The sequence below is a fragment of the Thermomonas sp. genome (genome assembly GCF_023953935.1).
Lineage (GTDB): Bacteria > Pseudomonadota > Gammaproteobacteria > Xanthomonadales > Xanthomonadaceae > Thermomonas.
The window spans coordinates 248,896-273,209 of sequence record NZ_JAMLIW010000002.1; the positions used below are offsets into that span (position 1 = coordinate 248,896).

17 protein-coding genes and 1 pseudogene are annotated in these 24,314 nt (G+C 68.2%); 8 read left to right on the forward strand and 10 right to left on the reverse strand.

The features are described from left to right. Nucleotides 1–98: 98 nt before the first annotated feature. The 3 genes from M9902_RS03945 to M9902_RS03955 are packed head-to-tail and all read right to left on the reverse strand — an operon-like array spanning nucleotide 99 to nucleotide 2,703. Nucleotides 99–716, reverse strand: a complete 618-nt coding sequence (locus tag M9902_RS03945) for a DUF4126 domain-containing protein (RefSeq protein ID WP_297221271.1) — start codon at nucleotides 714–716, stop codon at nucleotides 99–101. Nucleotides 717–728: 12 nt separating this feature from the next. Beyond that, nucleotides 729–1,112 (reverse strand): YbjQ family protein, encoded by a 384-nt coding sequence (locus M9902_RS03950; protein ID WP_297172148.1) that lies wholly within the window; start codon nucleotides 1,110–1,112, stop codon nucleotides 729–731. Between the two features lie 49 nt (nucleotides 1,113–1,161). Next, the gene (locus M9902_RS03955; protein ID WP_297221336.1) at nucleotides 1,162–2,703 is read right to left on the reverse strand and encodes a serine hydrolase; all 1,542 of its coding nucleotides are present in this window, start codon (nucleotides 2,701–2,703) and stop codon (nucleotides 1,162–1,164) included. A gap of 230 nt (nucleotides 2,704–2,933) precedes the next feature. Between M9902_RS03955 and M9902_RS03960 the strand changes: the two genes are divergently transcribed. Further along, entirely contained in the window at nucleotides 2,934–3,893 is a 960-nt protein-coding gene (locus M9902_RS03960) for a DMT family transporter (protein WP_297172150.1), read from the forward strand. A gap of 243 nt (nucleotides 3,894–4,136) precedes the next feature. Here M9902_RS03960 and lipA read toward each other — a convergent pair whose 3' ends face one another. Together lipA and pmbA are read right to left on the reverse strand one after the other, a co-directional pair. After that, nucleotides 4,137–5,189: a lipoyl synthase gene (gene lipA / locus M9902_RS03965; protein ID WP_297221272.1), complete on the reverse strand. Its 1,053-nt coding sequence runs from the start codon at nucleotides 5,187–5,189 to the stop codon at nucleotides 4,137–4,139. A gap of 193 nt (nucleotides 5,190–5,382) precedes the next feature. Continuing rightward, the gene (pmbA, locus tag M9902_RS03970) at nucleotides 5,383–6,753 is read right to left on the reverse strand and encodes a metalloprotease PmbA (protein ID WP_297172154.1); all 1,371 of its coding nucleotides are present in this window, start codon (nucleotides 6,751–6,753) and stop codon (nucleotides 5,383–5,385) included. A 23-nt stretch (nucleotides 6,754–6,776) separates the two neighbouring features. On the opposite strand from pmbA, the gene yjgA reads away from it, so the two are divergent. After that, on the forward strand, nucleotides 6,777–7,298 hold the full coding sequence (yjgA, locus tag M9902_RS03975) for a ribosome biogenesis factor YjgA (RefSeq protein WP_297172156.1): 522 nt from the start codon (nucleotides 6,777–6,779) through the stop codon (nucleotides 7,296–7,298). Between the two features lie 140 nt (nucleotides 7,299–7,438). Here the strand turns inward: yjgA and tldD are convergent, their stop codons facing one another. From tldD to M9902_RS03995, 4 genes are all read right to left on the reverse strand, one after another. Next, complete coding sequence (gene tldD / locus M9902_RS03980; RefSeq protein WP_297221273.1) at nucleotides 7,439–8,878, reverse strand: metalloprotease TldD; 1,440 nt, start codon at nucleotides 8,876–8,878, stop codon at nucleotides 7,439–7,441. 45 nt (nucleotides 8,879–8,923) lie between these two features. Next, nucleotides 8,924–12,811 carry a YhdP family protein gene (locus M9902_RS03985; protein WP_297221274.1) on the reverse strand — a complete coding sequence of 1,296 codons (3,888 nt, stop codon included), beginning with the start codon at nucleotides 12,809–12,811 and terminating at the stop codon, nucleotides 8,924–8,926. Between the two features lie 108 nt (nucleotides 12,812–12,919). Further along, nucleotides 12,920–14,398 carry a ribonuclease G gene (rng, locus tag M9902_RS03990; protein WP_297221275.1) on the reverse strand — a complete coding sequence of 493 codons (1,479 nt, stop codon included), beginning with the start codon at nucleotides 14,396–14,398 and terminating at the stop codon, nucleotides 12,920–12,922. Next, entirely contained in the window at nucleotides 14,395–14,964 is a 570-nt protein-coding gene (locus M9902_RS03995) for a nucleoside triphosphate pyrophosphatase (RefSeq protein ID WP_297221276.1), read from the reverse strand. Before M9902_RS03995 ends, rng begins: the two co-directional genes overlap by 4 nt. A 243-nt stretch (nucleotides 14,965–15,207) precedes the next feature. Here M9902_RS03995 and M9902_RS04000 point away from each other — a divergent pair, with 243 nt between their 5' ends. From M9902_RS04000 to M9902_RS04020, 5 genes and pseudogenes are all read left to right on the forward strand, one after another. Next, nucleotides 15,208–15,885 (forward strand): SIMPL domain-containing protein, encoded by a 678-nt coding sequence (locus M9902_RS04000; RefSeq protein ID WP_297221277.1) that lies wholly within the window; start codon nucleotides 15,208–15,210, stop codon nucleotides 15,883–15,885. Between the two features lie 336 nt (nucleotides 15,886–16,221). Then, entirely contained in the window at nucleotides 16,222–16,935 is a 714-nt protein-coding gene (locus M9902_RS04005) for an energy transducer TonB (RefSeq protein ID WP_297221278.1), read from the forward strand. A gap of 167 nt (nucleotides 16,936–17,102) precedes the next feature. After that, nucleotides 17,103–18,941: an assimilatory sulfite reductase (NADPH) flavoprotein subunit gene (locus M9902_RS04010; protein ID WP_297221279.1), complete on the forward strand. Its 1,839-nt coding sequence runs from the start codon at nucleotides 17,103–17,105 to the stop codon at nucleotides 18,939–18,941. A gap of 209 nt (nucleotides 18,942–19,150) precedes the next feature. After that, nucleotides 19,151–20,858: pseudogene (gene cysI, locus M9902_RS04015) on the forward strand (assimilatory sulfite reductase (NADPH) hemoprotein subunit). Nucleotides 20,859–20,882: 24 nt separating this feature from the next. Beyond that, nucleotides 20,883–21,599 (forward strand): phosphoadenylyl-sulfate reductase, encoded by a 717-nt coding sequence (locus M9902_RS04020; RefSeq protein WP_297221280.1) that lies wholly within the window; start codon nucleotides 20,883–20,885, stop codon nucleotides 21,597–21,599. Between the two features lie 111 nt (nucleotides 21,600–21,710). Here M9902_RS04020 and M9902_RS04025 read toward each other — a convergent pair whose 3' ends face one another. Next, on the reverse strand, nucleotides 21,711–22,694 hold the full coding sequence (locus M9902_RS04025; protein WP_297221281.1) for a LysR substrate-binding domain-containing protein: 984 nt from the start codon (nucleotides 22,692–22,694) through the stop codon (nucleotides 21,711–21,713). Between the two features lie 161 nt (nucleotides 22,695–22,855). On the opposite strand from M9902_RS04025, the gene cysG reads away from it, so the two are divergent. Further along, complete coding sequence (gene cysG, locus M9902_RS04030; RefSeq protein ID WP_297221282.1) at nucleotides 22,856–24,313, forward strand: siroheme synthase CysG; 1,458 nt, start codon at nucleotides 22,856–22,858, stop codon at nucleotides 24,311–24,313. Nucleotide 24,314: the final 1 nt, after the last annotated feature.

Here is a 24,314-nt window from a genome sequence, read left to right on the forward strand (position 1 = left end):
GCGGGCGCACGCCATCGCGTGCGGCATCGCAACATGGCGTTTGTTCATGGTCGCCTTCGCTCGGCCTTGGTTCGCCTTGGCTTCACCACCCATCCGGCTCAGCCCGGCGCTGGCGGACCGGCGCCCGATCCTGTGAGCGCTCCACCGAGCCGACGCAGGCCGCGCCACAACCGCCGCCACAGCACCCACACGCCCAGCGCCAGCAGCAGGCTCAGCCCCACCCCGAACCCCAGCGCCAGCCAAGGATGGGCGATGGCCAGCGCCAGCGCGCCCACCACCAGCCCGTCTTCGATCAGCGAGACGACGCCGTTGCTGAACGGCTCGGGCGAGGTGTTGAGCATCGCCCGCACGCCGGACTTCAGGCCATGGCTGGCCAAGGCCGCGCCGCCGCCCAGCACCAGCAGGCCTGCGCCCAGGTTTCCGTCCGGCGACAGCGTTGCGGCGGCCAGAAACGCGCCAGCCGGGATCCGGGCCAGCGTTTGCAGCAGATCCCAGACCGAGTCCACACCGGGAATCTTGTCGGCGAAAAACTCCGCAACCGCCAGCACGCCGCAGGTGCCCAGCACCCACGGCGATTGCGTGACGTGCAGCGCAGACGGCAGGTCCACCCAGCCCAACGCGCCAGCCAGGCCCACGCCGAACACCGTCAGGTACGCGCGGATCCCCGCCAGCCACGCCAGCAGCAGGCCGATCACGAACAGATGCGCTTCGCTCATGGCCGCATCTTGCTACGGCTGCTGTGGCTCGACCACCACCGCCGTTCCATAGCACAGCACCTCGGTCAGGCCGGTCATGATCTCGGTGGCATCGTAGCGGACCGCGACCACGGCATTGGCGCCCTGACGGCGCGCGTGCTGCACCATGTCGCGATAGGTCTCGTGGCGCGCCTGCTCGCACAGCTCGGTGTAGATCGTGATGTTGCCGCCGAACAGTGATTGCAGCCCGCCGAGGAAATTGCCGACCACCGAGCGCGAACGCACGACGATCCCGCGCACCAGACCCAGGTTGCGGACGATGCGATACCCCGGAAGTTCCAGCGCCGTCGTCACCATCGTGTCGTCCAGCGGAAGGATGCCGGGCTGGAGGGAACCGGAATTGTAGGGATCGGCCATCACATTCTCCTTCGGGTTGCTGCAGAAAATCCGGTCAGCGCTGCGTCGCTCACTTCGCCGCCACCGGCACCAGCCGCAGGTCCTGGAAGTCGAAACTGAAGTCGGTCAACGGCGAGATCGGCACCATGCGCAGTTCGCGGATCTTGCCGTCGGGATCCAGCGCGAAGCTGAGGAAGGCATCGGCATTCAGGCTGCGGTCGCGCCAGCGCACGATGAAGGTGTCGTGCTGCCAGTGGCTGATGTCACCGAGCAGCTGCGCGGTCTTGCTGAACTGCAATTCCAGGCCCTTCGCGCCCTGGCGGATCACCACATCGCCGTACCACGGGTCGCGGTAGGTGCCGGCGTAGCGGGCCAGCGGCAGCGACGGCCGGCTGTTGGCATCGCGCGCGGCAAGGTGTTTCTGCCAACTGTCGTCGGCATTGCCCTGCGCCTTGGCCACCGCCTCGGCATAGCCCTTGAGCCAGTCGTGGCCGGTATTGCCCAGCAGCATGTCCAGCGCTTCATAGGTGATTGCATTGAAGGCGGCGCCGACTTCGGCACTGGTCAGCACCACCACGCCGAGCTTCTTGTCCGGCAGCAGGGTCAAGCGCGACACCTGTCCCGGCCAGCCGCCGGTGTGCCAGACCATCCGGTTGCCGAGGTAATCCGACAGGTTCCAGCCCTGCCCGTAGCCGTAGAAATTGGGCGTCGCATCGGCCAGCGCGGGGATCGATGATGGCCGCACCGAAATCGGTGTCAGCATCGTCCACATCTCGCGCTGGCGCTGCGCGGAGAACAGCCGCTTGGCATCCTCGCCCGATCCGGCATAGACGCCACCGGCCAGCTGGGCGTTCATCCACTTGGCCATGTCGTGGACGCTGGAGTAAATCCCACCCGCACCGGAGACATTGCGCCAGCTGGTGACGGCGACCGGGCGCAGGTCCTTGAAGTCATACAGCGCATTGCCGACCGCGACGTTGTCGCCGGGCTTCAGATCGTCGCTGTTGTAGCGGGTTTCGCTCATCCCCAGCGGGTTCCAGATGCGAGTCTGCAGGAAACGCTGGAACGGCATCCCGGACGCCTCCTCCACCACCAGCTGCGCCACCCCGAACAGGATGTTGTCGTAGGCGTACTGCTCGCGAAAGCCACCTGTCAGCGGCACGTCCTTGAGCCGCTCGGCCACTTCGCGGGTGGAATAGGTCGTGGTCGGCCAGTACAGCAAATCCCCTGCGCCCAGGCTCAGGCCGGAACGGTGCGCCAGCAGATCGCGCACGCGCATCTCGTGGGTCACGTAGGGATCGCTCATGCGGAACCACGGCAGGTGGTCGATCACCCGATCGGTGGTCTTGAGCTTGCCGTCGTCCTGCAGCATGTTCAGCGCGGCCGCGGTGAAGGCCTTGGTGTTGGAGGCGATCGCGAACAGCGTGTGCGCATCGACCGGCGCCGGCTTGCCCATTTCGCGCACGCCGTAGCCGCGCTCCATCACCACCTTGCCGTCAGCGACGATGGCGATCGCGACGCCAGGCACGTTGAACTGTTGTTGCACGCGGGCGACATAGGCATCGAACTGCGCCAGCCGCGCAGCATCGGGAAGCTGCGCCGACAGCGGCATGCGGCTGTCGTCGATCAGGAATGGCCTTGCCTCCGTCCGTTCGGTTTGCTGCGCCCACGCCGGCATGGGCGCCAGCACGGTCAGCAGGGCGGCCAGGGTGAAACTCAGCGGGGCGATGCGCATGGGAGGCTCCGGAAGCAAACAGACGCAGTATGCCGCCGCGAGCGCCGTGCCGCGAACCGCCATCGGTCATGCCACGCGCGCCACGTCCGAAACCGGATAATGCGCCGATGCGCAACCCGGACACCACCCGCGCCCTCTGGCAGATCCATTTTTGCGTGCTGCTGTGGGGCTTCACCGCGATTCTCGGCAAACTCATCACCCTGCCCGCGCTGCCGCTGGTGTGGTGGCGGATGCTGCTGGTGACGGTGGCGCTGGCTCTGCTGCCGCGGGTCTGGCGCGGGCTGGCGGCCCTGTCGACGCGCACACGGCTGGCCTACGCCGGCATCGGCATGCTGGTCGCCCTGCACTGGCTGACCTTTTACGGCGCGATCAAACTCTCCAACGCCTCGGTGGCCGCCACCTGCATGGCCTTCGCCACCCCGATGACCGCCCTGATCGAGCCGCTGCTCACCCGCCAGCGCTTCCGCCCCGGCGACCTGGCGCTCGGCCTGCTGTCGCTGCCGGGCATCTGGCTGGTGGTCGGCGGCGTGCCCGCCGGCATGCACATCGGGATTCTCGTCGGCGTGGTGTCGGCATTTTTCGTGGCCACCTTCGGCTCGCTCAACAAGCGCCTGGTCGATGCCGGCGATCCGCTCACCGTCACCGCGCTGGAACTGGGCACTGGCACCCTGCTGCTGACCCTGCTGGCGCCGCTGATGCCGGCGCTGGTGCCCGCCTTCGCCGGATCGCTGCTGACCCTGCCCTCGCTCTCCGATGCGCTGTGGCTGCTGCTGCTGGCCCTGGCCTGCACCCTGCTGCCCTACGCGCTGTATCTGGTCGCCCTGCGCCACCTGTCGGCTTTCACCGCCCAGCTTTCGGTCAACCTCGAACCGATCTACGCGATCGTCCTCGCCGCCCTGCTGTTCGACGAACAGCAGGAACTGCACGCCCGCTTCTATCTCGGCGTTGCCATCATCCTCGCCGTCGTCTTCGCCCAGGGCATCCTCGCCAGCCGCCGCAAACCCGGCCCGGCCGACGAACACGTCGAACTGCTCGGCATCAGCGAGTCGAAGCAGCTGGTGGAATGATCTGCCATTCACAAGAATCAAGAGCGCGGAGGCGATCCGGGCCCCCGTGATTGGTGGCAGACGCTGGATCCGTGCAATTCCGTCTCTACTGGCGCTGATCCAACGCCTGCCACCGGCGCAGGTCCGGCTGTCGTGCAGGTGCTGGACGAACGGGTGTGCGTGTTGTACGGCAAGGTCGGACGCCGCGGCAGCGAGGCAAGCCGTGCTCGCCTGAGCAGGCGGCCCGCTCAACGCAGTGCAAGCTCAACAGCGCATCGACGCCGCTTCGCGGATGCCTTCGGCGATGACCGGATCCAAGGCGGCGCGTTCGAGACCGACGTTGTTGTGCTGCAGCACCTGCTCGGCGCGGTAGCTGGAGCGCACCAGCGGACCGGCGACGACTTCGAGGAAGCCCTTGGCCAGGCCCATTTCCCGGTATTGGTGAAACTGCTCCGGGGTGACGAAGCGTTCAACCGGCAAGTGGTTCCTGGTCGGGCGCATGTACTGGCCCATCGTCACCACATCGACATTGGCGGCGCTCAGGTCGTCCAGCGTGCGCTCGATATCGTCGTCGGTTTCGCCCAGGCCCAGCATCAGGCTGGTCTTGATCACGGTCTGCGGCGCGTAGCCCTTGGCAAACTTCAGCAGGTTGATGGTCTGCCAGTAGCCGGCGCGCGGATCGCGGACCGGGTGGGTCAGCCGTTCCACCGTCTCGATGTTCTGGGCGAAGGTGGCCAGTCCGGCGTCGAGCACGGTGGCGACGTGTTCGTGCTTGCCGCCAAAATCCGGCGTCAGCGCTTCCACCGCGGTCTGCGGCATGCGGCCGTGGATGGCGCGGATGCAGGCGGCGTAGTGGCCAGCGCCGCCGTCGGGCAGGTCGTCGCGGTCCACCGAGGTCAGCACCACGTACTTGAGCTGCATCAGCGCCACCGCGTCGGCGACGTTGGCCGGCTCCAGCGGGTCCAGCCAGCCATTCGGATTGCCGGTCGACACCGAGCAGAACTTGCAGGCGCGGGTGCACACCGAGCCCATCAGCATCAGGGTGGCGGTGCCGCGGCCCCAGCATTCGGCGATGTTCGGGCATTTGGACTCGGCGCAGACGGTCGAGAGCTTGTGGCTCTGCACGATCTCGCGGATCTCCTGAAAGCGCGCGCCGGTCGGCAGCTTGACCCGCAGCCACGCCGGCTTGCGATCCACGTCCGGCACCGCGCTGAGCTTGTTCGGCTTGATCCCGTCCTTGATCGCCGGGGTGCCCTGCGGGCTGACGAACTTGCTGCCCGGAAGCGGGCGGAGGCTGTCGCTGCTGGTGTCGTTCATTGTTTCGAAACCTGCTGTCGCCGCGGCCGGCCGGCCGCATGGAACCAAGGCGCGGGGTGGTGCCGCGCAACCTGCGCATCATACCAATCGCAGTTGACAGACATTCTTCCCGGGCAAAACAGCGCTGGCGGCGCGAAACCGGAATCGCGCATTCCAGACCGCGCACCGTCCACGCCCAAACCCTTCAGCCCACTCAGACCGCTCCGGTGCCGGCCACGGTCATCCGGTCGATCCAGATCGAGCCGGTGCGCACATGCGAGCGCAGGTCCACGTCGCTGCCCACGGCTTCGATGCCGGCAAACATGGTTTTCAGATTGCCGGCGATGGTGATGCCGTCCACCGGATACGCAACTTCCCCGTTTTCGATCCAGAACCCGGCCGCGCCGCGCGAGTAGTCGCCGGTGATCGCATTCACGCCCTGCCCCATCAATTCCGTCACCAGCAGGCCGCGACCCATGGCCGCCAGTTGCGAGGCAAGATCGCCTGCATTGGCCTTGACAGTGAGGTTGTGGACGCCACCCGAATTGGCGGTGGTTTGCAGCCCCAATTTGCGCGCCGAATAGCTGCCCAGCACATAACGCTGCACGGTGCCGGCTTCGACCAGCATGGAACGTCGCGTGGCCACGCCTTCGGCATCGAACGCTGCCGAACGGAAGCCGCGCCGCAGGAAGGGATCCTCTTCGATCGCGAACCAGTCCGGAAACACCCGCGTGCCCACGCTGTCCAGCAGGAAGCTGGCGCGCCGGTACAACGCCCCCCCCGAGATCGCGCCGATGAAACTGCCGATCAACGAACGCGCCATCTCCGCGCTGAACAATACCGGCACCTGTCCGGTCGGCAATTGCCGTGGCTGCAACCGCGCCAGCGCGCGCTGCGCGGCCTTGCGGCCAATGGCATCCGGCGCCTCCAGATCAGGCGGCGCCAGCGCCACGCTGTACCAGCCATCGCGCTGCATGGCTTCGCCAGCCCCGGCAATCAGCGCGCAGCCGATGCTGTACGAGGTCGACCGCTCGGCGCCCGAGAATCCGTGCGAATTGGCGTACACGCTGAGCGAGGCGTTGGCATTCATCGAGGCACCATCGGAATTGCCGATGCGCGGATCGACGCCACGGCCTGCGGCCTCGCAGGCCAGCGCCACGTCAATGGCCCGATCCGCGTCAAACGGCAGCGGGTGCCAACCGTCGAACTCCGCCTGGTGTTTCGCCATCAAGCCCGCATCGGCCAACCCCGCGCATGGATCCTCCTCGGTATGCCGGGCAATCGCGCAGGCCTGCGCAACGGTGGCGGCCAGGCTGTCTTCGCGCAGGTCGGCGCTGCTGGCACTGCCCTTGCGGGTCCCGAAATACACGGTGACGGAAACGCCGCGGTCGCGGGTGGCTTCCACCGTTTCCACTTCGCCCATGCGCACGTTGACCGCCAACCCGGAGTCCTCGTTGCAATTCACCTCGCACTGGTCGGCGCCCATGTCCCTGGCACGTCCCAGCAGCTGCTGGGCAAGGTCGGACAAGCGGGCAATCCGCGCCGGGCTGTCGTCGGGCGCGGAAACAACATCGTGGTGGCTCATGGGCAATGGCTTATCCTGTGCGGATGCGAGGACGTGACGAAGACACCGGGGAGTTTCTCAGCCCCAGCCGCAGCGCACAACGCCGCGCGGCGCTGGACGTGCTGGCGCTGGGCGAACGGCTGGTGGCACTGACGCCGGCCCAGCTGGGCAATCTGCCGATCCCCGAGCAGCTGCTGACGCCTATCCGCGAGACCCAGCGCATTCCTTCGCACGGGGCGCGCAAGCGGCAGCTGGCCTTCCTGGCCAAGCAGATGCGCCAGCTGGATGCAGAGGCGCTGGATGCCATCCGCGACGCGATGAGCACGGACAGCGAGACCGCCCGCCGCGAAACCGCCGTCATGCATCGCGCCGAGGCCCTGCGCGAAGCCCTGCTGGGCGAAGACGGCGATGCCGCGCTGACCGAACTGCTGGTCCGATACCCGCACGCCGACCGCCAGAAACTGCGTCAGCTGGTACGCAACTGTCGCGAAGAACAGACGAAGAACAAACCGCCGCGCGCGTATCGGGAGTTGTACCGTCTCCTGCGCGAGATTGGTGATTCGTGATTCGTGATTGGTGATTGGTGATTGGTGATTCGTGATTGGTGATTGGTGATTCGAAAGAGCCGGAGCAGGAAAACGCGATTTGTGCCATGCCCCGGCCCTCAAGTCACCGCTCTTGCCAATCACGAATCACCAATCACCAATCACGTCATCGTCCCACCCACGGTCAATTCCGAAATCAGCAGGGACGGCTGGCCCACGCCCACCGGCACGCTTTGGCCGTCCTTGCCGCAAATGCCGACGCCATCGTCCAGCGCCAGATCGTGGCCGATCATCGCCACTTTCTGCATGGTTTCCGGACCATTGCCAATCAAGGTCGCACCCTTCACCGGCGCGGTGATCTTGCCGTCTTCGATCAGATAGGCCTCGGTGGCCGAGAACACGTACTTGCCGCTGGTGATATCGACCTGACCACCACCGAAATTCACCGCGTACAGCCCGCGCTTGACCGAACGGATCATCTCCTGCGGGTCGTGATTGCCGGCGCGCATGTAGGTATTGGTCATGCGCGGCATCACCAGGTGTGCGAACGATTCGCGGCGACCATTGCCGGTCGGCGCCATGCCCATCAGCCGCGCGTTGTGGGTGTCTTGCATGTAGCCGACCAGGACGCCGTCTTCGATCAGGGTGGTGCAGGCCGTAGGCGTGCCTTCATCGTCGATGGTGAGTGAGCCGCGCCGGCCCGCCAGGGTGCCGTCATCCACGATCGTCACGCCCTTCGCCGCCACCTGCTGGCCGATGCGGCCGGCGAAGGTGCTGGTGCCCTTGCGGTTGAAGTCGCCCTCCAGGCCGTGGCCCACGGCCTCGTGCAGCAGCACGCCCGGCCAGCCGTGGCCCAGCACCACCGGCATCACCCCGGCCGGTGCATCGATCGCCTCCAGGTTCACCAAGGCCTGTCGCAGCGCTTCGCGAGCAAACGTTTCCGGTTGGTCGTCGGCCAGCAATTCGGCATAACCATGGCGACCCCCGAAACCGGCAAAGCCCGACTCGCGGCGGCCACCCTGCTCCACGATCACCTGGATATTCATCCGCACCAGCGGCCGCACGTCGCCGGCCAGCACCCCGTCGCTGCGCGCCACCAGCACCGTGTCCACGCCGCCGGTGATGCTGACCATCACTTGCTGCACCCGTGGATCGAGCGCGCGCAGCAGGCCATCCACGCGGCGCAGCGCTTCGACCTTGGCGGCATTGTCCAGCACATCGACGGGGTCCAGCGCCGGATACAGCGCCTGTCCCGCGCTGGGTGCCAGCGCTTGCGCGCCGCAGCTGCGGCCATCGCGGGCAATCGCGCGGGCCGACTGCGCCGAGGTGATCAACGCATGCGCATCGAGCTCATCGGAATAGGCGAAGCCGGTTTTCTCACCGGAGATGGCGCGCACGCCCACACCTTGTTCGATGCTGTGCGAGCCGTTCTTGACGATGCCGTCTTCCATGCTCCACGCCTCGCGGCGGGCATGCTGGAAATACAGGTCGCCGAAATCGATGCCGGCCCCGAGCAGCGTGCCGAAGGTGCGTTCCAGCGTGGCCATGTCCAACCCGGTCGGGGTCAGCAGGCGGGATTCGGCAAGGGTCAGTGCATTCATTGGCGGGTCAGTGTGCGAGAGGCGGGGGACAGGGCCAAACCGGTTTCAGCCATTTTCGGCCTTGCTGGCGCTGGCGGCATCCGACCCCGGGACGACGGTGGCCGGCGCGGGCGCAGGTGCGGCCGTCGGCGCCGCGTTCGGCACCACCTCGACCTTGGGCTGGGACCAGGGGCCGGTGATGCGGTAGGTCTTGGCTCCGATGCCGCGCATCGGGCGGTCCAGCACCGCATTGGCCAACGCGCCCACGGCCGCGCCGGCCGGGCCGCCGGCCAGCGCGCCGACGGCGGTCAGCAATCCGCCGGAATGGGGCTTGACCTCGACGGTCTGGTCGAAGCGCTGGTTGCGCAGGTCGGTGTTGCCGCGCACCGCGATGTCCGCCGCCGGCCCGCGGATCGACAGGTTGTCGGTATGCAGCTGGCCGTTGGCCAGATGCGATTGGCCCTTGATTCGATCGAAGGCGAAGCCCTTGGCGAAAAAATCGCTGAAGTCCAGGGTCAGGCGCCGCCGCAGTTGGGTGACGCCCAGCAGCCCGAGCACCCGTCCGGCCCCCGGCTCGATTTCCAGCAGGCGGCCATCGCGGGCGTCCAGCGTCAGATCGGCGGTGACATTGGCGAGATCGAAACGATCCGGGCTGCCGCGCCAGTTCGCGACGAGGTTCAAGGTCCCTTCGCCGCCCGCCACCTGGCCGTCCAGGCCCAATCCATTCAACAGCGCCCCGATATCGTCGCTGTCCACGGCCAGCTTCAGGTCGCTGCGCGCGTTGGCGCCGGTCCCGACCCAACTCCCGCTGCCCTTGAACCGCTGCTTGCCGCCGGTCGTGGCGAACTCGTCCAGGCGCAGCCCGCCGGCCATCGGCGAGGTGCGGAAACGGGCGTGGCCGATGGCGGTGTTGCCAAGCCGGAGGTCGTCCACGTCGAAGGCCAGTGCGGGAATCTCGGCCGGGTTGATTTGCGGCGTGAGGTCCTTGGTCGCAGCGGGCGCGCGCGTCGTGGCCGGCGCCGGAAATCGCCCGACCGCGGCCGGCCAATGCAGGCGCTCGAAGCGCCCGGTGACGGGGGCACCCGCACCCTCCGGCACCCGCAAGCGGCCGCTGATGTCCTTGGACTGCACGCTGATGTCGCTCCCCCGACCGGCCGGCTGCATGCGCAAGCTCACGTCCGCGAACTCCGCGCCCAGCAGGCGCAGGCGCTGGACGCCGAGGTTGGCGCCAAGCAAGGGTGGCCGGGACGTGCCCTGCCCGCCGGCCAGCAGGCCAATCCACTCCAGCGCATCGAATTGCTCGGCTTGGCCCTGGATCAACAAGCCGTTGGCGGGTGGTTCCCCGGCCGCCGCGCCACCCAGCACGATTCGCAACCCGGTCTTGTCGCCACGGGTGCGCGCATGCAGCGCGATGACGTCCCCCAACTTGGCCTCGACTTCACCCTGATCCAGCGGCAGACGGATGGCAACGTCGGTGGCCAGCACCTGCGCCGCCGGCTTGTGCAGCGGTTGTGGAAGGTCAAGCCGGGTGCCGACCAAGTCGCTCCGCAGCCGCAGAACGGACGGGGCAGCGGCTCCCGCAGCGACCCCGACACCGCGCGGGATGGCGATCTCGGCGGTCCAGGTCGAACGCCCGGACGCGTAGGGAACCAGCCACTTCAGGCTATCGACTCGTCCGAGCAGGCCGCCGATCTCGTGGCTGGCCTGCAGCTGCGCCTCGAAGGCCTGCGCGGGGTCGCGCACCTTCGGCCCAGCGCGCAGCGTCAGCGTTCCCGGCGCGCCTTCATTCCTGACCTGCAGCCCTTCGGCCAGAAAACCATCCTGATCGTAGCGCGCCTGCCCACGCAGCTGCTGGAAATCCAGATTCCAGCGCTGTTCGCGCAGGCGCACGCCATCCAGCGTCACCGTGCCATCGACCTTGGCCGCATGCGGCTGGTCGGCGCCCAGCGGCAGAGTCATGTCGAACGTCGCCCGCGCCGAGCCTTCCGCCTGCAGGTTGTCCATGACCTCGCCGTAGTCCTTGTGCAGCGGGCTGGCCGAGAGCATGGCGAGGAAACGCGACGCATCGGCGCCGGCCACCGCGCCCACCTTGAGCTCCGATTCACTGAATCTCCGGATCCCGGCCTGCAGCGCGCCGACCTGCACGCCCGCCAGCTGCGCGCGTCCGCTGACGGTGAAGCCGTCGGCGATGAAGCTCAGGTCGGCATCCATGCGCTCGGCGGCCGGCCAGTCCGGCTGGAACTTGATCGTGCCGTTGTCGATGTGCGCTTCGGCGCGAAACACGCCGGCACCGGCCAGGCCCGGTTCGTTGCGGAACGGCCAGTCGCCCAGGTCGCCGGCCACGACCGCGTGGACCCGGCGCAGGGTGCCGCCGCGCAGCGCCGCATCCAGCCATTGCACCGTCGCCTTGGGCATCAGGTGGTGGATCCAGAAGCCGTGGGCCAACGCGATCGGGGTGTCGCCGATGTCGGCCGCAATGTCCAGGTGCGGCATGCGGCCATCGTTGCGGAAGCTGATCCCGCCGCGCGCCTGCGCCTGCAATTGCCCGCCGTCGATCTTCAGGCCCGGCGTGCGCACGGTCCAACCCTCGGCCTCGCGCCACAGCACCGCCTCGCCGTCCAGGTGGAACGCATGCACGACGCCGAAGCCGGCCGGCCAGTCGAACGCCACCTGCGCGCTGCGGTCAAAGCGCATCCGCAACCCGTCCTGATCGCCCTGCAGCCAGCCGGACACCCCGCGCATGCCCGGCTCGTGCCGGACCGGATTGAAGCGGAAATCGCGGATGCGCGCACTGGCGCGGAGGCCGTCACCGCGTGCCCCGCGCACATCCACGTCCTCCAGCAGGGCTTCCGGCGCGGCGGCCTGGAGCCAGTGCCGCGTGCCGCCCGGCAGCGCGCTGCTGATCGCCGCCAGCTGCAGCAGCGGCGCCGTCGGCAGTCGACGCGCGCGCAGGCCATAACGCTGGCCACCGGCCACGGCCACGCCGTCCAGCACCCAATCCCGGCCGTCGTTGATGCGCAGCTTCGGCACCCGCAGCTGCCAATTCCGGACCGTGCCCGACCACTGCGCATCCACGTCGAGCGCCGACCAGCGCCGCGTCTGCGGCAGCGATCCCGCCAACGCCGCACCGCGCAGCGCCACTTCGCGCAGCGACCCATCCACCCGGATGCCGACGATGCGGTGCTCACGCAGCAGCCCCCAGGTTCGCAATCGTCCGCTGCCCGCTTCCGGGGTCACCCCAGCCACCGCGAACGCGCCGGCCAGCTGGCTCAAGTCGGCGCGCTGCGAGCCGGCATACACGCTTCCATCGCCGCTGACGCGGTCGAAGTCCACCGCCACCGCGACCGGATCGGTGCTTTCGCGCAGCCAGGCCAACGCCCCGGCACGCAGGCGCGGGCCGTGCACCTGCATCCGCACGTCGATCCGCGGCAGGCGCAGGTCGACACCAAGCTCGGGCGCCAGGATCCGCAGGCGCGCCTGCGCCAGCTGCAGTTCGCCCAGCGACTCCAGCGCGGACAGCGGATCGTCACCCTCCTGCTGCCCCGGCAGGCCGCGCACCTGCCACTGCCCGTTGGCGGCGCGCCGCAGGGTCAGATCCAGCCCGCGCAGGCGGACTTCGGTGAACGAGCGTCCCGGCAACAGCCCGGTGTATTGCGCGATCAACACCTCGGCCGCACCGATCCGCACCGGGTCGGCGGGATTGCCGACCCGCAGACCATCCAGCCGCAGCAGCGGCCCACGGCGGGTCCAGCGCGTGCTCAGATGGTCGAACGCCACCGGCCGCCCGGCGCGTGAGCTCAGCCAGGCCGCCACCCGCTGCGGATGTCGCTCCAGCACCGGCAGCAGCAGCATGCCCACGCCGTTGCCCACCGCCAGCAACAGCGCCAGCGCGACGAACGCATGCGACACATGCCGCCGCAGCCAGGTCAACCCCTGTCGCCACGGCAACGTCATGGGCGGGGCCTTTGGCCGGGATCGGTGATTGGTGATTGGTGATTGGTGATCGGGGAAAGCAACCGTCTGCTTTCGCGAATCACCAATGACGAATCACCAATCACGGCCTCAAAGCAGCACGACATCGAACTGCTCCTGCAGATACTGCGCATCGCTCTGGAAGCGGATGGTCTTGCCGAGGAATTCCTCCAGCTCCGCCACCGCGTTCGATTCGTCCTCGGTGATCCGCGCCACCACCTTGGGCGAGGCGATCACCAGCAGCCGGGCGGCCTCGAACTGGCGCACCGCGCGCACGATCTCGCGGAAGATTTCGTAGGTGACGGTTTCGGCGGTGCGCACCATGCCGCGCCCGCCGCATTCGTGGCAGGTTTCGCTCAGCCGCCGTTGCAGGCTTTCCACGGTCCGCTTGCGGGTCATCTCGACCAGGCCCAGCGGCGAGAAATCGTAGACTGTGGTCTTGGCGTGGTCCTTGGTCAGCGATTTTTCCAGCGTCCGCAGCACCTGCCGACGGTGCTCGGCGTCCTGCATGTCGATGAAGTCGATGATGATGATGCCGCCCAGATTGCGCAGCCGAAGCTGCCGCGCCACCGCCTGCGCGGCCTCGAGATTGGTGCGGAACACGGTCTCTTCCAGGTTGCGCTGGCCGAGAAAACTGCCGGTGTTGACATCGACCGTGGTCATCGCTTCGGTCTGGTCGATCACCAGATAACCGCCGGACTTGAGCGGCACCTGCTTGTCGAGCGCACGCTGGATCTCGTCCTCCACGCCATACAGGTCGAAGATCGGGCGCGAGCCGGAATAGTGTTCGATCTTGTCGGCCAGCGCCGGCATGTAGCGGGCGGCGAATTCGCGCAGGCGCTGGCAGGTTTCATTGGAATCGACCTTGACCTTTTCGACGTCACGCCGGATCAAGTCCCGCACCGCGCGCAGCGGCAGGCTCAGGTCTTCGTAGACCCGGCTGCCGACCTCGGCCTCGGCGGCCGCCCGCTCCTCCAGCGCCCACACCCGCCCGAGATAGGCCACATCCTCCGCCAGCGCTTCGGTCGACTGGCCCTCGGCATTGGTGCGGACGATGTAGCCATGGCCGGTGCCCCTGGCCAGCCCGCCGACCTGTTCCTTCAACCGCGCCCGCTCGTCCTCGTCTTCGATCCGGGCCGAGACGCCGATGACCTTCGAACGCGGCAACAGCACCAGATAGCGGGAAGGGATGCTGATCTGGGTGGTCAGGCGTGCGCCCTTGCTGCCGATCGGGTCCTTGACGACCTGCACGATCACCTCGGCGCCATCGCGCAGGGTCTCGGTGATCGGCGGCGGCGCGATCGGCGCGGCGTCCTCGCTCTCGGCCACCTCCAGCGGCGGCGCCCAGTACACGTCGTTGGCATGCAGGAAGGCAGCGCGATCCAGCCCGATGTCGACGAAGGCGGCCTGCATGCCGGGCATCACCCGCAGCACCTTGCCCTTGTAGATGTTGCCGACCACGCCGCGCTGGCTGCCGCGTTCGATGTGCAGCTCCTGCAGCATGCCGTTTTCGACCACCGCCACCCGGGTTTCGCGCGGCGTCACATTGACCAGCAATTCCTCACTCATGGCAGCACCCCGAACTGGCGCAGCAGGCCGGCTGTTTCGTGCAGGGGCAGGCCCATGACACCGGAATGACTGCCGTCCAGGCGCGCGACCTGCGCCTCGAACACGCCCTGGATGGCGTAGGCGCCGGCCTTGCCGCGCCACTCGCCGGATTCCAGATAGCGCGCGATCGCGGCCTCCGACAGCGGCGCCACCGTGACGCGGCTGAGCGACACCGCCTGCGCCTCGCGCCCGGCCGACACCACTGCCACCGCGGTCAGCACCTCGTGGCTGCGGCCCGACAGCCGACGCAGCATCGCCGCAGCTGCCGCGGCGTCGGCCGGCTTGCCGAACACCTCGCCCTCGAGGATCACTTCGGTATCCGCGCCCAGCACCACCGCCCCCGCCACCGCCACCACGGCGAGCAAGCCGGCGCCCGCTTTTTCGCGGGCCACGCGACGAACGTAGTCGGACGCAGCTTCGTTTGCCCCCTGCCGTTCGGGAACGTCGAGGTCGAGGATGCCGAATTCCAGCCCGAGCCGGGCCAGCAACTCGGCGCGGCGCGGGGAGCGCGAGGCCAGATGCAACATGCGTGCAGTCTAAGGCAAGCCGGGTGCCATCCCGCCCGCTTCCACCGTACACACCAGCCCGCGTTCAGGCGCGAACGCCCGGCTGGCCGCACGATCAACCCCGGCCGGCGCCCCGATGCGTACATTTGTCCATTGTGCCCGTTCGATTCCACGCCAACGGGTGCCTGCTACTCTCCCATCACGGAGTTCACCATGTCCTTCCGCACGCTCTTGCTCACCGGCCTTCTTGCTACCGCCATGCCCATGACCGCATCCGCCCAGCAGGTTTCACCCGCCGTCGCCGCCGCCGCGCAGGGCACCACCCTCACCGTGTCCGCCACCGGCGAAGCCAGCCGGGCGCCCGATTTCGCCAGCGTCAGCGCCGAGGTCGTCACTCAGGCCGACGCGGCCGACGTGGCGATGCGCGACAACGCCGCCCGGATGAACGAGGTGCTCGCCGCGCTGCGCAGCGCCGGCATCGCCGAGCGCGACATCCAGACCAGTCGCGTCTCGCTGGCACCGCAGTACCGCTACGAACAGAACCAGACACCGGCCATCGTCGGCTATCAGGCCAACAATGCGGTGGCGGTCAAGGTGCGCGAGCTGGCGCGCCTCGGCCGGGTGCTGGACGCGCTGATCGCGCCGGGCGCCAACCAGATCAATGGCCCCGAGTTCGGCATCGAACATCCGGAGGCCGCCTATGCCGAAGCCCGCCGCGACGCGGTGCGCAAGGCGCTGGCGCAGGCCCAGACCTATGCCGACGCCCTCGGCGTGAAGGTGCGGCGGATCATCCGCATCAACGAAGGCGGTGCCAGCGCCAACCTGCCAATGCCGCGGATGCGCGCCATGGCCGCGCCGGTCGCCGACGTCGCCACGCCGATTGCCAGTGGCGAAACCACGCTGAGCGTGCAGGTGGAAGTCGAGTTCGAGCTCGGCAGCTGATCCGTTCGCCTCCTTCGCAAACCGCACCGGCAACGGGCCGTTGCAGGTTCGTTCAGACAATGTCGCCACGACGCCAACCCGGCATCGGTTGCCCGTGGCGCCCGCGCACCGCGCCGAAGCCAAGGCGTGGCAAGGCTTTCGGCCGCCCCCAGGGGTCTTCCTCCAACGTGTTGCGGAGCCACGCCGCCGGGTTTTCCCGCACGTCGGAACCCGCTTGCCGGATCGCCGCATTCGTTGCAGCTTGAAAGCGCGTCGCGGTGGACGGCAACCCCAAGTCCCGCCTCCGCGCGTTGCATGGTTCAAGGTGTCAGCAACCCAGCCCGAAGGAGGTCGACCATGATCCACGCCATCGCCAAAGCCCACGCATCCGCCGGTGGTTTCGCCCTGATCCGCCCGGCCTCCGCGCCGCATCCGCAGGCCAGCCGCATCATCGCCCTGAGCAGTGCGCTCGCGCTCAATCTGCTGCTGGGCGGGGTGATCATGCTGCCGATCTCGCTGCCGCCGCCAGTCATCGAGTCGACCGCGCCGGCCAACCCGACCTTCGTCTTCCTGCCCAAGCCCGTGGAACCCGTGGTGGTTCCGGTCGAGCTCCCCAAGCCCGTCCTCCCGCCGCCGCGGGTCGATCATTCGGTCGCGCCGCCGCGTCACGCCGTGGCGACCGTGAATACAAGCAGCCAGCTCACGATGCCGACCGGGACCGAACCGGTTCTTGATACATCCGACCTGAACGATCTGGCGCCGCCCACGGATATCGGCGCCGGCTTCGACCCGACCCCGGTGCAGCTGGCCTATCGCAGCGCGCCGCCGCCCGTCTATCCGCGCAACGCCCAGCGCCGCGGCTTTGCCGGGACAGTGCAACTGCGGGTGCTGGTTGGCGTCGATGGCCGCCCGCTGGAAGTGACGATCGACCGCAGCAGTGGCTTCCGCGAGTTGGACGAAGCCGCGCGCGAACAGGTCCTCGCCCGCTGGCTGTTCCAGCCGGCCGTGCGCGATGGGCGCACGGTGCAGGCGGTCGGACTGATCCCGATCACCTTCAGCCTGCAACGCTGACCGGCGGTCCCCGGCGTGCCACGGAAGGCGCGCCGGCGGCATGAGTGCATGCCGAATCGGAAGGTTCACCGGCCTGCGTTTTCATGGCTTCATGCCCGCGCATCCTTTCAACGGACGCAACCGCGCAGGGATGATCGCAGCACCTCGAACGGCACGGAGTGCCCGCGATGTCGCTGCCCGTCAACACCCTGCCCGCGCCGCTGCACCCGGACACTGCCGGAGCGCTGGCCCGCCTGGCCGAAGGCCTGGACGGCAGCGCCCTGCTGTGGGCCTCGGGTTATCTGGCCGGGATGGCGCATTCCCTCGCGCGCACCGGCGCGGCGCCTGCCGCCATTGCGCCAGTTCCGACCGCGGCCGCGCAGCCGGCCACGATTGTGTATGGCAGCCAGACCGGCAACGCCAGGCGCGCCGCCGAAGTGCTGCACGCCGCCCTGCAAGCCGACGGCCTGCCGGTGCGACTGCTGCGCGCCGACGCCTTCCCCACCCGCGAACTGGCCAATGAGAAGCTGCTGTTCCTGGTCATCAGCACCCAGGGCGAAGGCGAACCGCCCGACGACAGCCTGGGTTTCGTCGAATTCCTGCAAGGCAGGCGCGCGCCCAAACTGCCGCAGCTGAAGTTCTCGGTGCTGGGCCTGGGCGATTCGAGCTACCCCGATTTCTGCGGCATCGCCCGCAAGCTCGACGCCAGACTGGTCGAACTGGGCGCCAGCCGCGCGCACGCGCTCGGGCAGGCCGATCTGGACATCGATACGGCGGCCCAGCCCTGGCGGGAAGCGGCGCTCGCCCAGGCGCGCGTATTGCTCAAGCCGGCCGCCGCGATCCATCTGGCCAGCGTCACCCCGCTGCGCCCGCACGCCGCGCCGCAGTGGTCGCAGGAGCAGCCCTTCACCGCCACCGTGCTGACCAACCAGCGCCTGACCGGGCGTGAATACAAGAGCATCGGCTTCCGCCAATACGGCAGCATCGGCAAGGACGTGCGCCACATCGAACTCTCGCTGGAAGGCTCGGGCCTGAGCTACGAGCCTGGCGACGCGCTGGGAATCCACCACAGCAACCCGGCGCGGCTGGTGGCGGACGTGCTGGAGACCACCGACCTCGACGGCGATGCCGTCGTGACGCAGGACCAGGACACCCTCGCGCTGTCCGAATGGCTGGCAAGCCGTCGTGAACTGACGCGGCTTTCGAGGCCGTTTCTTTCCGCACTGGCACAGCGCGCGCAGGCGGCGGATCTCGAAGCGCTGCTGGAACCCGGCAACGCCGCACTGGCGGCGCTGCTGGCCGATCACCAGCTCATCGACGTGCTCCGCCGCTGGCCGACCGCGTGGGACGCCAGCGCCCTGCTGGCGGCACTGCGGCCGCAGGCGCGGCGGCTGTACTCGATCGCCTCCAGCCGCAAGCGCGTCGGCGAGGAAGCCCACCTCACCCTGGACGTGCTGCGCTATCAGACCCATGGCTTCGAACACGGCGGCGCCGCCAGCGGCTTTCTGGCCGCGCTGGAAGAGGACGCACAGCTGCCGGTCTACATCGAGCCCAACGAACGCTTCCGCGTCCCCGCCGACGCCAGCCGCGACCTGATCATGATCGGACCGGGCACTGGCGTGGCACCGTTTCGCGGCTTCGTCCAGGAGCGCGCCGAAATCGGCGCTTCCGGGCGCAACTGGCTGTTCTTCGGCGCGCGCCACTTCAACACCGATTTCCACTACCAGACCGAATGGCAGGACGCACTGCGCAAGGGCGAACTGACCCGGCTGGATCTGGCGTTCTCGCGCGATCAGGCTGAAAAGACTTACGTGCAGCAGCGCCTGCGCGAACGCGGTCGCGAGCTGTTCGACTGGCTGCAAGGCGGCGCCCACCTGTACGTCTGCGGCGCCATCGGCATGGGTCGGGACGTGCATGCCGCGCTGCTGGAAATCGTGGCCGCGCACGCCGATGGCGATGCCGACGCGGCGGCGGAATACCTGAGCAGATTGCAGCGCGAAGGCCGCTATGCGCGCGATGTGTATTGAGGGCCGTTATTGGTGATTTGTGATTTGTGATTTGTGATTTGTGATTTGTGATTTGTGATTTGTGATTTGTGATTTGTGATTGGTGATTGGTGATTGGTGATTCGTGATTCGTGATTCGTGATTCGTGATTCGTGATTCGTGATTCGTGATTGGTGATTGGTGATTGGTGATTGGTGATTCGGGATTGGGGCAAGAGGCAGAGGATCGTAATGAGTCATCCATCCGTCGAAAAAATCAAACTTGAAAGTCGGCATCTGCGTGGCACCCTGGCCGAAGGGCTGGTCGATGCCACCACCGGCTCGCTGTCGTTCGAAGACCAGCGCACCATCAAGTTCCACGGCAGCTACCAGCAGGACGACCGCGATCTGCGCGACGAGCGCCGGCGCCAGAAGCTCGAGCCCGCCCACCAATTCATGGTGCGCATCCGCGCACCCGGCGGCGTGTTCAGCACCAGTCAGTGGCTGGCGCTGGATCGCATCGCCACCGCCCACGGCAGCCATTCGCTGCGGGTCACCACCCGCCAGACCTTCCAGCTGCACGGCATCATCAAACGCGAGCTGAAAGCCGCCATGCAGGCCATCCACGCTTCCGGGCTGGACACCATTTCCGCCTGCGGCGATGTCAACCGCAATGTGCTGGGCGCCAGCAATCCGCTGCTCTCCGGCCTGCACGCACAGGTGCACGACTGGGCGCAGCGCCTGTCCGCGCACTTCAAGCCGAAAACGCAGGCCTACTACGAGGTGTGGCTGGACCAGCCGCCGGCGGAGACGATCGAAGACGAGCCGCTGTACGGCGATGCCTATCTGCCGCGCAAGTTCAAGATCGCCGTCGCGGTGCCGCCGCAGAATGACGTCGACGTGTTCGCCAACGACGTCGGCCTGATCGCCATCGTCGACGAGCGCGGCGAACTTGCGGGGTTCAACGTCGCCATCGGCGGCAGCATGGGCGCCAGCCACGGCATCCCCAGCCACTACCCGCGCGTGGCCAACGTCATCGGCTTTGTCACCCCGGACCAGGTGTTCGCCATCTGCGAGGCCGCGGTCACCGTGCAGCGCGATCTCGGCGACCGCGTCGATCGCAAGCACGCGCGCTTCAAATACACCATCGACGACCACGGCAGCGCCAAAATCCAGGCGCTGATGGAAGAACGCGCCGGCTTCAAGCTCCAGCCGGCGCGCCCATACCACTTCGACCACAACGGCGACCGTTTCGGCTGGGTGGAAGCCGAAAACGGGCTGTGGCATCTGACCCTGTCGCTGCCCTCCGGGCGCGTCGCCGATTTACCCGACGGCCGCCCGCTGCTCACCGGAATGCGCGAAATCGCCGAGGTCCACAAAGGCCATTTCCGGATGACCTGCAACCAGAACCTGATCATCGCCGGGGTGATGCCGGAAGACCGCGCCCTGATCGATGCGCTGGTCGCGCAATACCGGCTCGACCGCGAGAACAAGGCGCCCACCGCGCTGGCGCGCGCTGCCATCTCCTGCGTGGCGCTGCCCACTTGCGCATTGGCGATGGCCGAATCCGAGCGCTACCTGCCTGGCTTCCTCAAGCAGCTGGAGCCGCTGCTGGACAAGCACGGTCTGCGCGAGACGCCGATCCTGTTCCGGATGTCGGGCTGCCCGAACGGCTGCTCGCGCCCGTACCTGGCCGAGATCGCCCTGGTCGGCAAGGCGCCCGGTCGCTACAACCTGATGCTCGGCGGCGACCACCGCGGCCAGCGCATGAACACGCCGTATCTGGACAACGCCACCGAGGCGGACATTCTGGCCGCGCTCGGACCCGTTGCTGGCGCGCTACGCCGCCGAGCGCCAGCCCGGCGAACGCTTCGGTGATTTCCTGCACCGCACCGGTGTGGTGGCGTTGCCGTCCTATCCCACCCACGTCCGCGTCGCGCCCGACGAGGGCGCCGCCTGACCCTTTCGCATTTCACCTGTCGCCATGCCCACCTACCATCCCGCCACCATCACGTCCGCGGAACTGGACGAGGCCAACCGCCTGCTGGGCGCGCTCGACGCCGAGCATCGCATCGCCTGGGCGCAGCGCCACCTTCCGGGGGTCCACGCGCTGTCCACCAGTTTCGGCGTGCAATCCGCCGTCACCCTGCATCTGACCACGCGGCTGCTGCCCGACATCGCGGTGATCCTGATCGACACCGGCTACCTGTTTCCGGAAACCTACCGCTACGCCGACCACCTGACCCAGCTGCTCGGCCTCAACCTGAAGGTGTACCGCCCCGACGTCGGCAACGCCTGGATGGAAGCGCGGCTGGGCAAGCTCTGGGAAAACGGCAGCGAAGGCATCCAGCGCTACAACCAACTGCACAAGGTCGAACCGATGCAGCGTGCGCTCGACGAACTTGGCGTAGGTTGCTGGCACGCCGGGCTGCGCCGCGAACAGGCCTCCACCCGCAAGCACATCCACTTCCTCGAACTGAAGGACGGCCGCTTCAAACTCCATCCGATCGCCGACTGGAGCGATCTCGGGATCGGCAGCTACATCCTCCGCCACGGCTTGCCCGAGCACCCGCTGCTGCACCAGGGCTATGTCTCGGTGGGCGATGTCCACACCACCCGCCCGCTGCAGCCCGGCATGAGCCCCAAGCAGACCCGCTTCTTCGGCCTGCGCCGCGAATGCGGACTGCATTTCGACCTGTAGGGCCACGCGGCACCCTGCGGCGAAGCCTGGGCGGGCATCGGTTCGATCGAAGCGGCGCTGCGGTCGATGCGCAACGCCGGCGCCGAGGCGCGTCGTTCAATCCTGCGCGCTTCAATCCGGATTCGTCGCACCTTTCGCCTGCCAGCGCGGCGGATCCGGCCACAGCGGCGGCAGGTTGCCTTCGAGGATGTTGCGCAGGTCACGGCCGTCGATCTGTGGTGCCAGCGCGTGCAGCAGGGTCAGCGCGTATTCGCGCAACACCCGTCCGCGCGGCACGATCGCCCAGGTGATGCACTCGGGCAATTCCACCGGCGCCGGCAGCACCCGCAGGTCATCGTCCTTGCGTCCGCCCACCGCCATCTCGGCCAGCAGGCCCGCGCCCAGCCCGGTGCGAACGTAGGCTTCGATGAGGTTCGCATCGCGCGCGGTCATCGCGATCTGCGGCGTCACGCCGGCGGCGGCGAAGGTGCGCTGCAGGGAGGACTCCGGCTGGTTGGAGGATTCGTAGGAAATCAGCGGATAGCGCGCCAGGTCGGCCACCTTCAGCGGCCCGTCCAGACGCGCCAGCGGGTGGGGCTTGGGCACCAGCAGCACCCGCTGCCAGCGAAACAGCGGAATCGCCAGGCCGTTGGTCTCCGGCACGCGGCCGGCGCTGCTGACCAGCGCGAAATCGGATTCATCGAGCTTGGCCAGCACCTCGGCATCCCCGGCGACAAACAGGTCCACGCTGACTTCGGGGTAGCGCCGCGTCACATCCGCGATGACCTTGGGCAGCACGTAGCGGGCTTGGGTGTGGGTGGTGGCCAGGCGCAGCCGACCGCGGTATTCGCCGCGCTCGTTGGCGGCATAGCTGCGGATGTTGGCGGCCTCGGCGAGGATCCGGCGCGCGTGCTCGATCACCTTGACGCCGGCCGGCGCCACGCCCAGCAGGCTGCGCCCCTTGCGCCGGAACAGCTGGAAACCCAGCTCGTCCTCCAGCTGCTTGAGCTGCTTGGACAGGCCCGGCTGGGTGGCGTGCACGCGCTCGGCGGCGAGGGTGATGTTGAAGCCGGAATCGGCGATCGCGACGAGATAGCGCAGTTGGGTCAGGGTCATGGCGGCGGGTTCCGAGGAAGTAATTCATCGCTTTATCTGCATGTAGCGATGAATTATACATGGCTCTGAAAGCATTTCCAGACAGGCCTTATGCCGTGACAGCATAAAACGAAATCCTGCCACCATTTCCCCATCTGCGGAAAGCGGCCTAGTTTGGGCGCATGTCGCCAGCCGCCGCTCCGCCACTGTTCCCCCTGTTTGTCGACCTGCGCCAGCGCCGCGTGCTGGTGGTCGGGGGCGGCGCCGTGGCCGCCCGCAAAGTCGCCGCGCTGCTCGCCTCCGGGGCCGACGTCGCGCTCGTTGCTCCCGGGCTGGACCCGGCGCTGGAAGCGCTGGTCAGCACCGGGGAGATCACTCATCTGGGCGACGCATTCCAACCCGAGCAGCTCGACGCGGCCTGGCTGGTCGTCGCCGCCACTGACGCGCCCGAGGTGAACCGGGCGGTGGCCGACGCGGCGCTGGCGCGCCAGCGTTGGGTCAACGTGGTCGACGACGCGCAGCTGGCCAGCGCCCAGCTTCCGGCGCGGGTGCAGCGCGGCCCGCTGCAGATCGCCATTTCCAGCGGCGGCGCCGCGCCGATGCTGGCACGGCACCTGCGCGAACGGCTCGAACTCCAGTTCGACGACAGCTTCGGCGCGTTGGCGCAGCTGTTCATCGAAGTGCGTGACCGAATCCGTACCCGGCTTCCCGAGCTCCCGGCGCGCCGCGATTTCTTCCAGCAGGTCCTGTCCGGGCCTGTGCCAGCGCTGCTGCGGCGCGGTGATGCGGACGGCGCTCGCCACCACCTCACGGCGCTGCTGCAAGCCGCGCCGGCCGGCCGACGCGGCCGCGTGGCGCTGGTGGGCGCCGGCCCCGGCGATCCCGGCCTGCTCACCCTGCGCGCCCTGCGCCTGCTCAACGAGGCCGACGTGATCCTGCACGATCGCCTGGTCAGCGCCGAGGTGCTGGCGCTGGCGCGGCGTGATGCCGATCGCCTGGCAGTCGGCAAGCGCGTGGGCGAAGACCACGACGCCACCCAGCGCCGCATCCACGCATTGATGGTCGAACGGGCGCTGGCCGGCCAGCGCGTGGTGCGGCTGAAGGGCGGCGATCCGTTCGTGTTCGGCCGCGGTGGCGAAGAGCTGCAGGCGCTGCGCGCGCACGGCATCGACTGCGAAGTCGTGCCCGGCATCACCGCCGCCGTTGCCTGCGCCGCTTACGCGGGCATCCCGCTGACCCACCGCGACCATGCCCGCGCGCTGCAACTGCTCACCGCCAGCACCCGCAGCGGCGAAGCCGAACACGATTGGCGGGCATTGGCCCGATCCGGCCAGACACTGGCCTTCTACATGGGCATGTCCGGACTGTCGCGGCTGCGCGATCGCCTGCTCGACCACGGCCTGCCCGCCTCGACGCCGGCCGCCCTGATCGAAAACGGCAGCCTGCCGCAGCAGCGGGTGCTGGTCGCGCCGTTGTCCGAATTGCCACAGCTCGCGCAGGCGCACGCCGTGCAGGCGCCGGCGCTGTTGATCATTGGTGAAGTCGCCGCACTGGCGACCTCGCTGCATTGGTTCGGCAAGTCGCCCATCACTTCCGCCAGCCAGCGATGTTGCAACAGCGACCTCGCCCGCGCCGCCTGAA